The organism is Rhodococcus sp. 05-2255-1e (assembly GCF_002259025.1).
GTDB classification, from domain to species: Bacteria; Actinomycetota; Actinomycetes; order Mycobacteriales; family Mycobacteriaceae; genus Rhodococcoides; species Rhodococcoides fascians.
Window position 1 is genome coordinate 205,587 of record NZ_NOZE01000010.1, and the last position, 11,345, is coordinate 216,931.

The window sequence follows — 11,345 nt, forward strand, 5'->3', positions numbered from 1 at the left end:
GAGCATAGGTCGGCGTGGCGAACCGTGCTCGGGACGCCGGTATCGCTAGCGTTGGTCGCCGTGAACGACATGTACGGCGGAGACATTCTCAAAGGGCACAGTCGCATGCGGAAAGTTCCGGCACCAGAGGTGCCGGCCGAGCGCGGCATGGTGGTCGAGGACGCAGGTTCGGGTTATTGCGGTGCTGTGGTCGGCTTCGAGCGCACGTACGACGGAGATTTCGTCCGACTCGAGGACGGTGCCCGAACGACGCGACTGTTCGCCCTGCGCGAGGCCGCATTTCTGATCGACGGCCGCCGGGTGACGCTGGTCCGCCCGAAGCCCGCGACCGCGGCGAAGCCGACCAGATCGGCGTCCGGATCCACCAAGGTCGAGGGTCTGCGGGCCCGGACGGCTCGTGCCAGCCGTATCTGGGTCGAGGGTGTGCACGACGCGGCCCTGGTGGAAAGCGTGTGGGGACACGACCTTCGAGTGGAGGGCGTGGTCGTCGAACATCTCGAGGGCCTGGACAACCTGGGGGAGCGGTTGGCCGATTTCGGTCCCGGCCCGGGCCGTCGCGTCGGGGTCCTGGTCGACCACCTGGTGACCGGGTCCAAGGAATCGAAGATGACCAGATCGTTGGGCGAACACGTTCTCGTCACCGGCCATCCGTTCATCGACGTGTGGGAGGCCGTCAAGCCGTCGGCGGTCGGCATTGCGGCGTGGCCGAAGATTCCGCGCGGTCAGGACTGGAAGACCGGAATCTGTCGAGAGCTGGGCTGGGGAACTCCGCAGGAAGGATGGCGGCGGGTGTACTCGTCGGTGTCGAGCTTCCGAGATCTGGAGGCTCCACTGATCGGTGCCGTCGAACAGTTGGTCGATTTCGTCACCGAGTAGCTGTTCCGACCAGCTGATCCATCGGCGGATGTCCGATTCGTGCCAGGATGGAGCTTGTGGCAGCGATCTTGTGGCTCATAGCGGCGGTTGTGCTTGCCGGTGCCGAAGCACTGACGGGTGACTTCTTCCTACTGATGATCGCCGGCGGTGCGCTCGGTACCGCCGGGGTGTCAGCGTTGACCGACTTCCCGGTATGGGCAGACGCAATCGTTTTCGGCGTGTTGTCGTTGGCGTTGGTTCTGGGTCTGCGTCCGATCTTGTTGCGGCGCTTCGCACATCCGCCGGACACCCCGATGGGGGTTGCGGCTCTCACCGGTAAGAGTGCAGTCGTGCTCGAACAGGTCACTGCGCACGAAGGCCAGATCAAACTCGGTGGCGAGGTGTGGACCGCGCGTCCGTTGGACGAGACAGAGGTCTACCGCCCCGGTACCACCGTGACCGTGATGGAAATCGACGGTGCCACCGCCGTCGTATGGAAGGGACCGTAAAGCCAGTGGAAGCACTCATAGCACTGGCCGTCATCGTTGCGTTCGTCGCCGTGTTGATGGCCAAGTCCATCTCGATCGTCCCGCAAGCCGAGGCAGCAGTGATCGAAAGACTCGGTCGGTACACCCGTACCGTGTCCGGTCAGCTCACGTTCCTCGTCCCGTTCGTCGATCGCATCCGTGCGAAAGTCGACCTGAGAGAACGGGTCGTCTCGTTCCCGCCGCAGCCGGTCATCACCAAGGACAACCTGACGGTGTCGATCGACACCGTCGTCTATTTTCAGGTGACCAATCCGCAGTCGGCCGTGTACGAGATCAACAACTACATCGTCGGTGTCGAGCAGTTGACCACCACCACGCTGCGTAACGTCGTCGGCGGAATGACGTTGGAAGAGACTCTGACGTCCCGTGATTCGATCAACGGTCAGCTCCGAGTGGTGCTGGACGAGGCCACCGGTCGGTGGGGTCTTCGAGTCGCCCGCGTCGAGCTCAAGAGCATCGACCCGCCACCCTCGATTCAGGAATCGATGGAGAAGCAGATGAAGGCCGACCGCGAGAAGCGCGCGACCATTCTCACGGCCGAGGGACACCGTGAATCGGCGATCAAGACAGCCGAGGGCGACAAGCAGAGTCGAATCCTCGCTGCCGAGGGCGGTAAGCAGGCTGCCATCCTCACTGCCGAGGGTGAGCGTCAGTCCAGAATTCTGCGGGCTCAGGGTGATCGCGCCGCGAAGTACCTCGAGGCGCAGGGTCAGGCGAAGGCAATCGAGAAGGTCTTCGGTGCCATCAAGGCCGGTAAGCCCACTCCAGAACTGTTGGCATACCAGTACATGCAGACGTTGCCTCAGATGGCGCAGGGCGACGCGAACAAGGTGTGGATGATCCCGAGCGATTTCGGCGACGCTCTCAAGGGATTCGCCAAGACCCTCGGAGCCCCAGGCGAGGACGGGGTGTTCCGATACGAGCCCAACGAGTCCGCGGGCAACGAGCCGAAACCCGAGGACGACTCGGACGAGGTTGCGGAGTGGTTCGAGACCAAGACCGATCCGGCTGTCGCCGAAGCCGTCAAGGCCGCCGAGGCGGTGGCCCGTAAGCCGGTGGACACGTCGTTGGCCGCATCTCCGGAGCTGTCCAAGGGTATGGATATCGGTGCCCTGTCGGCATCTCCCGAGGCAGAACCGGAAGCGCGCTGATCACGAATTGATCGCGAATCCCACGCCCGCTGCCGCCAGTGCCCACAGAACGCTGGCGAAGGTGCCGATGATGAACTGTTCGGAGGCGTGGGATTCGCGCAGTTCGGGGTAGCGCGCAAGTCCTTTGACCGCCAGTACGATGGCGATTCCCTCGGGCCAGCCGGTGAGAATGGATACCGCAACCGCTACACGTTCGAGAATTCCTATCGTCAACCCTCCACGCAGCGGCTCGACCGGCTCGTCGTCGGTCGAGTCGTTCTGTCGTCTGGCGACGCGAAAGACGCTCGGCACCACGGCGGTGCCGCCGACGGCGGCCACGGCAACGCTCAGGACGACTCCGACTGCATGACCGACGCCGTGTGCCGGCCCGGCGAGCGTGGCAAGCACAGCGGATGCGGTGAGCAGAGTCGAGGCAGCCGCAGTGGGGACCCACAGCCTGATGCGGTCACCGGCCGGGACGAGGGCGACACCTGCCGTCAGAGCCAGTAGAACGAGGGCGACGACGATCATGATGTGTGACTTCCTGTCGCGTCAGCCGCGTTCAACAACCTCGCGGCAAGGGTGCGGCCGGCATTTTCGACGTGCCAGCCGGCGACGGAAAGTCGTTGCGACATAGCCTGTTTGCTGATGTCGAGCCTTTCGGCAGCGTCGGTCTGCGACATTCCCTCTGCCATGAGCGCAACCGCTTCTCGGCCCTGGTCCGAGCGACGAGCGACGAGTAAGGCCACCAAGGTCGATGCGGTTTCGGCGTCCTCGGCCGCTTCCGGCTCGGGTCCGGTGACGGCGAGCGCAGCAGGCGCGTTCTTCGCTCTGGTGACGGCGTCTCGGGCAGCCTCGAATGCCTGGCCCCGGCCGGCGCGCGTCGTGTCGGGTAGCGGAAGCTCGACCGACCCGACGCCGATTCCCACGCTCCAATGTGGCGTCGCCACCAGCTCGAGGGCGATCGCGACGACGGTTGCTGCGTCCTCACAGACGGCCTGGACCTCGTCGCCTGCGGTGCGTTCGAACGGGCGGATCAGATCGAAATCGCGGTAGCGGTCCAGTAGATCGGGCACGCGATCGATGTCGCGTCTGCTGCGACGCTGGTCGACGGTCATGACGAACATTCGACAAGGCTAGAGCGTTGATTTGATCAAGTCAAGCTTCCAGGCTTGATTGTCCCGAATCAAGGTTCTCACCCTGACGCCTGTTCTCCGGTGCCGACGCGGCCTCACGAGTCCGCGACAACCGCCAGTCGACGAACAACCCGCTCACGCCGATCGCAATGCAGATCCCGGACAGCACCAGCAGTACCGGATGGGTCTGCCCGCCGATTGCTCCACCGATAACCACGATCCCGAGGGTGCCGGGCAGCATGCCGGCGGCAGTGGCCAGAGCGAAGGGGACAAGCCGAACCGCCGACACACCGCAGGCGTAGTTCACCAGAGAGAAAGGCACCGGGGCGATCAATCGGAGAGAGCCGACCGCGAGCCACCCTCGTCGGCGCAGGCTCTCGTCGACAGAGTCGAGAGCCGAATGCGACATTCGCGCCGCCACGGCTTCTCGCCCGATCGCCCGAACCAACAGCAGGGCGAGGACCGCGCTGACCGTAGAGGCACCGATCGTCACCGCCAGACCGGTGAATGGCCCGTACAGCACTCCGGCGCTCAATGTGAACAGGGTTCTGGGAATGGGTGCAATGGTCACCAGTGCATGGACGGCGAAGAACACGAGCGGAAACGCAGGACCGACCGAGGTGCCCCACTGGCGCATCTGCTCGACGCTCGGATGCGGGGCGAACACCGCAACGACAGCCAGGACGACGATCACCGCCAGTAGCGCGATCAGACGAAGGTCGCGCAGGTGCCGGGTCACGAGAGGCAAGAGTACCGGCGTGAGATGACAGAACGGTTCGGGAGCGGAGCCTGCGGAGTGACACAGGGGGCGGGAGCGGAGCCTGCGGCGTGGGTCACCGAACGTGAGGTGATCCTCACGATAGCCTGCATGTAGGTGGGGTTAGCATCACTTCAAGTCGGGTGTAGGACTGCCCGCCGAACCGAGGGAGCAGCACACGTGTCCATCGCGTCGCACGAAGATGCCGCACGCAGTGCCCACGCGGCCTGGCAGCAGGCGGTGGCCGGGGTCCTGGCGAAGTCTCGCCGGGTCGATGTTCGGGATCTGCCTGCCGATCCCGAACATCTTCTCGATTCCACGACGTACGACGGAATCACGGTGTCTCCGCTGTACACCGCGTTCGACGAGCGCCCCGAGGGTCCGTTGCCGGGGCAGTTTCCGTACCTGCGGGGGCGTGATCCGCATCGGGACGTCAACGCGGGCTGGAAGGTGTGCACGCGTCACGGTTCCGACGTTCGTGACGGTGTGCCCGCGCTGAACGGTCAGATCCTCGATTCGCTCGCCAACGGCACCAGTGCGCTCTGGTTGACGGTGGGGTCGCGTGGGTTGGATCCGTCGGATCTGTCGGAGGCTCTCCGTGGTGTGCTGCTCGAGCTGGCCCCGTTGACGATCGATGCCCGCAGGGATGTTCGCGCGGCAGCGACGGCACTGTTCGACGTTCTCGATGCGGCAGAGATCGACGATCGCGCCGCCGTCGACGTCAGGCTCGGAGTGGACACTCTCACTGCTGCAGTGGCAGGCACGGAATCCATAGCGATGGCCGAGGCACTCGAACTGGCTCGCGCGTGCATCGACCGCGCCGAGTCGATGCGTGCCATCACCGTCGACGGCACCGTGTTCCACAATCTCGGTGCGTCGGATGCGCAGGAACTGGGTGCGTCGATCGCGGCCGGACTCGAGTACGTCCGTTCGATGACCGAGAACGGTGTGGCCGTCTCGGATGCTTTGCGCCAGATCGAGTTTCGATTCGCAGCAACCGACGACCAGTTCCAGACCATCGCCAAGTTTCGCGCTGCTCGCATTCTGTGGGCACGGATTGCGCAGGTGTGCGGTGCGCCCGACGCCGGTGATGCTCCTCAGCATGCGGTGACGTCGGAAGCGATGATGTCGCAGCGCGATCCGTGGGTGAACATGCTGCGTACCACTCTTGCGTCGTTCGGGGCCGGAGTGGGTGGTGCGGATTCGGTGACGGTGCTGCCGTTCGACGCGGCACTGAACGGTGGCGCCGCCGGAGTGTCCAAGACGTTCGCTGCCCGTATCGCGAGAAACACTCAGTTGCTCCTGCTGGAGGAAGCCCATCTGGGTCGGGTTCTGGATCCGGGTTCGGGCTCGTGGTACATCGAGGAACTCACGGCTGCGGTTGCCGCGACGGCGTGGGACTTCTTCCGGGGCGTCGAGGCTTCGGGCGGATTCGCTGCAGCAACCGCGGACGGTTCGCTGGTCGCCGACATCGAGAAGACCCGTGCAGAGCGCGATTCCGACATCGCGCATCGCATCACTCCGCTGACCGGTGTCAACGAGTTTCCCAATCTGGCCGAGGCCCCCCTGACTCCCGAGCAGACGCAGCCTGCCGGCTCGGCACCCGTGTATCGGTACGGCCGGGCATTCGAGTCGCTCCGAGATCGATCGGATTCTTATCTGGCCCACCATGATTCGCGGCCCCAGGTGCTACTGGTCCCGTTGGGGACCGTCGCCGAGCACAACGTCCGGACGACCTTCGCGTCCAATCTGTTGGCGTCGGGCGGAATCGAAGCTGTCAACCCCGGCCCCCTGGGCGTGGACGCTGTCGCCGGTGCTGTCGAAGCGTCGGGAGCCTCGATCGCCGTGGTGTGCGGAACCGACAAGCGCTACGGCGACGAAGCCGCTACTGCCGTGGACGCTCTGCGTGCAGCAGGGGTCTCGCGGGTTTTGCTCGCCGGCCCGGAAAAGATCTTCGCCGGCGTCGACGGCCCGTCCCGTCCCGATGGATTCCTGACCGCCAAGGTCGACGCCGTCGCCGTGCTGACCGAACTTCTCGACACGCTGGGAGCCTCGAAGTGAGTACCGACGAGAACCGAATCTCGCACACCATCGGCAGTTTCGCCGACGTACCGCTGGTCGATCCCGACGAGCCGACGCCGTCGTCGCCGTCCGCGGAGGACGTGGCCACACACGTGAAGAACGGTGCCAAGGCGAACTTCTACACCCCCGAGCAGGTGGTGTGGTCCACTCCCGAGGGCATCGACGTCAAGCCGGTGTACACCGAAGCAGACCGGGCCGCCGCCGAGGCCGAGGGCTACCCGTTGCACAGCTATCCGGGTGCCCCGCCGTTCCTCCGCGGGCCGTATCCCACGATGTACGTCAACCAACCGTGGACCATTCGTCAGTACGCCGGATTCTCCACCGCGGCCGAGTCCAACGCCTTCTACCGCCGCAACCTCGCGGCCGGGCAGAAAGGCCTGTCGGTGGCGTTCGATCTGGCCACGCACCGGGGCTACGACTCCGATCACCCGCGAGTGCAGGGTGACGTCGGGATGGCCGGTGTGGCAATCGATTCCATCTATGACATGCGACAGCTGTTCGACGGCATCGACCTCGGTAGCGTCTCGGTGTCGATGACGATGAACGGAGCGGTGCTGCCGATTCTGGCGCTGTACGTCGCCGCCGCGGAGGAGCAGGGCGTCGGGCCGGAGAAACTCGCCGGCACCATCCAGAACGACATCCTCAAAGAGTTCATGGTGCGCAACACCTACATCTATCCGCCGAAGCCGTCGATGCGCATCATCTCGGATATCTTTGCGTACACCAGCGAGAAGATGCCGAAGTACAACTCGATCTCCATCTCCGGCTACCACATCCAAGAAGCCGGTGCCACAGCCGATCTCGAACTCGCCTACACCCTCGCGGACGGTGTCGAGTACATCCGTGCCGGCCTGGACGCCGGCATGGACATCGACACGTTCGCGCCGCGGTTGTCGTTCTTCTGGGCCATCGGAATGAACTTCTTCATGGAGGTTGCCAAGCTCCGCGCCGGGCGGCTGCTGTGGGCCGAGCTCGTCCAACAATTCGAGCCCAAGAGTGCCAAATCCCGCTCCCTGCGCACTCATTCGCAGACGTCGGGTTGGTCGCTGACCGCACAGGATGTGTTCAACAACGTCGCCCGCACCTGTGTCGAAGCCATGGCCGCGACCCAGGGCCATACGCAGTCCCTGCACACCAACGCGCTCGACGAGGCACTGGCGTTGCCGACCGACTTCTCGGCCCGTATCGCCCGCAACACTCAGCTACTCATCGCGCAGGAATCCAACACCGTTCGGCCGATCGATCCGTGGGGCGGGTCGCACTACGTCGAGTGGCTCACCCATCAGCTGGCGAATCGGGCTCGCGCACACATTGCGGAGGTCGAGGAAGCGGGCGGCATGGCGCAGGCCATCGGCGAAGGCATTCCGAAGTTGCGCATCGAGGAGGCGGCGGCTCGTACCCAGGCGCGCATCGACTCCGGGCGCCAACCGCTGGTGGGCGTCAACAAGTACGTGCCCGACGAGCCCGACACCATCGAGGTACTCAAGGTCGAGAACTCGAAGGTGCGAAAAGAACAGATCGAGAAGCTCGAGCGTCTTCGTGCCGAGCGGGACACCGCCGAGGTCGAGGCGGCACTGGCGAACCTGACTCGGGCCGCAGCGTCGGACCAGCCGGGCATGGAGAACAACCTGCTGGCTCTCGCCATCGATGCCGCCCGCAAGATGGCCACCGTCGGTGAGATTTCCGACGCCCTGGAGAAGGTCTACGGGCGCCACCAGGCCGAAATACGGACAATCAGTGGTGTGTACCGCGACGAGGCAGGTAAATCGGACAACATCACCCGCGCCACCGCGTTGGTCGAACAGTTCGCCGAGGACGAGGGCCGTCGTCCTCGTGTTCTGGTGTGCAAGATGGGGCAGGACGGACACGACCGAGGCCAGAAGGTCATTGCCACGGCGTTCGCCGACATCGGCTTCGACGTCGACGTCGGTCCGTTGTTCCAGACGCCCGAGGAGGTGGCCCGGCAGGCGGCGGACAACGACGTCCATGTCGTCGGAGTGTCGTCACTGGCGGCGGGCCATCTGACGCTGGTGCCCGCCTTGCGACAGGCCTTGGCCGACGTCGGGCGCGAGGACATCATGATCGTCGTCGGTGGCGTCATCCCCCCGGGCGATTTCGACGAGCTCTACGCGGCGGGTGCCGCGGCGATCTTCCCTCCGGGCACCGTCATCGCCGACGCGGCGATCGGCCTGGTGGAGAAGCTGTCCGTTGCGCTCGGGCATGCACCACGCGAGGCCAACGCCTGAATATGAACTCTCCGAACAAGGGCCGCGTCATCGACATCGATGCGGTGGCCGAGTCGGTCCGAGCGAACGAACGATCCGGCCTCGCGCGGGCGATCACGTTGGTCGAGTCGACCCGCGCGGACCATCGCGACTTGGCGCAGCAGTTGCTCCTCCGGGTACTGCCCGACGCCGGCGGATCGCACCGGGTGGGCATCACCGGGGTTCCGGGGGTCGGGAAGTCGACGTTCATCGATGCGCTCGGAATGCGGTTGATCGAACAGGGCCACCGGGTCGCGGTGCTGGCCGTCGATCCGTCGTCGACGCGGACCGGTGGTTCCATCCTGGGTGACAAGACCCGCATGTCGCGCTTGGCGGTGCAGGAGAACGCATACATCAGGCCGTCGCCGACCTCGGGAACGTTGGGCGGAGTGGCCCGCGCGACTCGAGAGACCATCGTCTTGCTCGAAGCCGCAGGGTTCGACGTGATCCTGGTCGAGACCGTGGGCGTGGGCCAGTCCGAGGTGACCGTCGCGAACATGGTCGACTGCTTCACGTTCCTCACGCTTGCGCGTACCGGGGATCAGTTGCAGGGCATCAAGAAGGGCGTTCTCGAACTCGCAGATCTGGTGGCCGTCAACAAGGCCGACGGCAAGCACGCGACCGACGCGAAGAACGCGGCGCGAGAGTTGGCGGGTGCGCTGCGGCTGATCTATCCGCACGATGCGATCTGGAAACCCCCGGTGTTGACGATGAGCGCCATCGAAGGCACCGGCCTCGACGAGTTCTGGAACACGGTGCTCCGCCACCAGCAGGTGCTCCGTGACGCAGGCGAGTTCGCCGAGAAGCGTCGCAAGCAGCAGGTGGACTGGACGTGGACGATGGTCAACGATCAGCTACTGCGCCGGTTGGCTCAGAGCCCGTCGGTGAAGGCAATTCGAGACGACGTGGAATCTCGCGTGCGCGACGGGTCGCTCACGGCCGCATTGGCCGCTCAGGAACTACTCGACGCCTTCGATTCCTGACGTCTGCTGTCCCTACTGGGCGGGGTACAGAGTCGCCGCCAGCTCGCCGACGCGTTCGACGAGCTGATCGAAGAACGCCTGAGGATCGGCGTGGGTGGCGATGGCTGCGTTCGGAGGCTTGCCCCACATTCCGCGCCAATCCGCCACCGTCGTTCCGCGAGTGAGGGTTCCGACCAGTTCCACGTCCACGGTCGCGTGCCGGTAGGTGGCGATATCCGGTTGCACCGCCACTGCAGCGGCGAACGGATCGTGCATGTGGGCCAGAAAGCCCTGCTCGTGATCGCGATGGAATTCGAAGTAGAAGCGGACCGCGTCCGAGAAATGGCGCACGATCGGGTTCGAGGCCGTCGATCGCGTCCCCGGCGCATCGGTCGACGAGATCAGCTCGGCCGGAACGCTTCCGGCGCGTTCACCGAGAAGGCGAATGTGCTCGGGTGTCATCTCGATGGTCTCGGTGATGTCGAGTGCGCACACGATCGGACGCCGGTCCTCGGGTAGTCCGGAGAAAGCGGCGAAGACCTCCGCTGCAGCCTCGGGGTCCACCGCGATGTTCCACTCGCTCGTCGGCGTCGTGTTGCCCTGATGCTGAAAAGCACCACCCATCAGCACCAATCGCTTCAAAAGCCGAGGCAACTCGGGGTCTCGGCGGACCGCCAGCGCGAGATTGGTCAGCGGACCGGTGACGAGACCGGTGATCTCACCCGGTCGCGAGCGAACCAACTCGATCCACATCGTGGTGGCATCGCGTGCGGACAGGTCCCGACTCGACACCGGCAGCTCCGCATATCCGATGCCCTGCGGTCCGTGAGTGTCCTCGGTGGTCATCAAAGGTGCCACCAACGGCACCTGCGCACCGAGCGACACTTCGATATCGGCCGCGCGGCACAGGTCGAGCCAGGCCAGGTTGTTCGCGGCGACCTGGTTCACCGGCACGTTACCGGCGGTGGACGCTATGCCGAGGATCTCGGCCTCGTCGGTGGCCAACAGGTAGAGCAGTGCGAGCGAGTCGTCGATCCCGGTGTCGACGTCGACGATCATCGGTACGGTCATGCGTTCACCCGAGTCGTCGGGTTGTGGCGGACCGGGAAGTTGACCGATCGGGCGATGAAGCACTTGGCTGCGGCCTCGGCGTGCAGTTCCTCCGCACGGGTCACCATCGAGGACTCGGCGACCGTCACTACCGGAGCCAGGGTCACCTCGACGAACTGCCCCGAGCCGTCGGATTGCTCGGTCATGACCCCGGTGGGGGAGTCGACGTAGTCGGTGACGGTCACGTGCGACGCGGCGGCCAACCCGAGGTACCACAGCATGTGGCAGCTCGACAGTGATGCCACGAGTAGCTCCTCTGGATTCCACCGCTCGGGATTGCCTCGAAAGCTCGGATCGGAACTGGCCGAGAGATCGGGTTTTCCGGGTGCCGTGACGAGATGATCGCGGTCGTATGCGGCTGCATTCGCCGTCCCGTGTCCGAGATTGCCGGTCCAGCTCACGGCCAGGGCGTAGTCATGGGTGGGCATGGGTCCATCGTGCCAGGCCGCCGTCCACCGTCGTCACGCACGCCGAGGAGACCTGTCCGTATTGCGATCAATG

At 65.0% G+C, this 11,345-nt stretch carries 11 protein-coding genes; 6 read left to right on the forward strand and 5 right to left on the reverse strand.

Annotation, left to right across the window (positions count from 1 at the left end):
- The first annotated feature begins 69 nt into the window (after positions 1-69).
- Genes CH262_RS08985 through CH262_RS08995 form a run of 3 tightly spaced genes read left to right on the forward strand, consistent with a single transcriptional unit; the run spans position 70 to position 2,554 of the window.
- Positions 70-876, forward strand: a complete 807-nt coding sequence (locus tag CH262_RS08985) for a DUF3097 domain-containing protein (RefSeq protein WP_032365846.1) — start codon at positions 70-72, stop codon at positions 874-876.
- Between the two features lie 56 nt (positions 877-932).
- Positions 933-1,364: an NfeD family protein gene (locus CH262_RS08990; protein WP_179274955.1), complete on the forward strand. Its 432-nt coding sequence runs from the start codon at positions 933-935 to the stop codon at positions 1,362-1,364.
- A 5-nt stretch (positions 1,365-1,369) separates the two neighbouring features.
- Complete coding sequence (locus tag CH262_RS08995) at positions 1,370-2,554, forward strand: SPFH domain-containing protein (protein ID WP_027497042.1); 1,185 nt, start codon at positions 1,370-1,372, stop codon at positions 2,552-2,554.
- On the opposite strand, the gene CH262_RS09000 is transcribed toward CH262_RS08995, so the two are convergent.
- From CH262_RS09000 to CH262_RS09010, 3 genes are read right to left on the reverse strand one after another with little or no spacing between them, the layout of a single operon-like run.
- Entirely contained in the window at positions 2,555-3,064 is a 510-nt protein-coding gene (locus tag CH262_RS09000) for a hypothetical protein (RefSeq protein ID WP_032387348.1), read from the reverse strand. It abuts the gene before it with no gap.
- Entirely contained in the window at positions 3,061-3,660 is a 600-nt protein-coding gene (locus CH262_RS09005) for a hypothetical protein (protein WP_094717468.1), read from the reverse strand. The genes CH262_RS09000 and CH262_RS09005 overlap by 4 nt, the downstream gene beginning before the upstream one ends.
- A gap of 31 nt (positions 3,661-3,691) precedes the next feature.
- A complete protein-coding gene (locus CH262_RS09010) occupies positions 3,692-4,408 on the reverse strand; it encodes a TVP38/TMEM64 family protein (RefSeq protein WP_094717469.1) in 717 nt (238 codons plus the stop codon).
- A 198-nt stretch (positions 4,409-4,606) separates the two neighbouring features.
- Between CH262_RS09010 and mutA the strand changes: the two genes are divergently transcribed.
- Genes mutA through meaB form a run of 3 tightly spaced genes read left to right on the forward strand, consistent with a single transcriptional unit; the run spans position 4,607 to position 9,755 of the window.
- A complete protein-coding gene (gene mutA / locus CH262_RS09015) occupies positions 4,607-6,487 on the forward strand; it encodes a methylmalonyl-CoA mutase small subunit (RefSeq protein WP_094717470.1) in 1,881 nt (626 codons plus the stop codon).
- Positions 6,484-8,754 (forward strand): methylmalonyl-CoA mutase, encoded by a 2,271-nt coding sequence (gene scpA / locus CH262_RS09020; RefSeq protein ID WP_094717471.1) that lies wholly within the window; start codon positions 6,484-6,486, stop codon positions 8,752-8,754. Before mutA ends, scpA begins: the two co-directional genes overlap by 4 nt.
- 2 nt (positions 8,755-8,756) lie before the next feature.
- Positions 8,757-9,755 carry a methylmalonyl Co-A mutase-associated GTPase MeaB gene (gene meaB / locus CH262_RS09025; RefSeq protein ID WP_032365780.1) on the forward strand — a complete coding sequence of 333 codons (999 nt, stop codon included), beginning with the start codon at positions 8,757-8,759 and terminating at the stop codon, positions 9,753-9,755.
- A gap of 12 nt (positions 9,756-9,767) precedes the next feature.
- On the opposite strand, the gene CH262_RS09030 is transcribed toward meaB, so the two are convergent.
- Both CH262_RS09030 and CH262_RS09035 read right to left on the reverse strand, forming a co-directional pair.
- The gene (locus CH262_RS09030) at positions 9,768-10,805 is read right to left on the reverse strand and encodes a nucleoside hydrolase (RefSeq protein WP_094717472.1); all 1,038 of its coding nucleotides are present in this window, start codon (positions 10,803-10,805) and stop codon (positions 9,768-9,770) included.
- Positions 10,802-11,272, reverse strand: a complete 471-nt coding sequence (locus CH262_RS09035) for an OsmC family protein (RefSeq protein WP_032372444.1) — start codon at positions 11,270-11,272, stop codon at positions 10,802-10,804. The genes CH262_RS09030 and CH262_RS09035 overlap by 4 nt, the downstream gene beginning before the upstream one ends.
- Between the last annotated feature and the right edge of the window lie 73 nt (positions 11,273-11,345).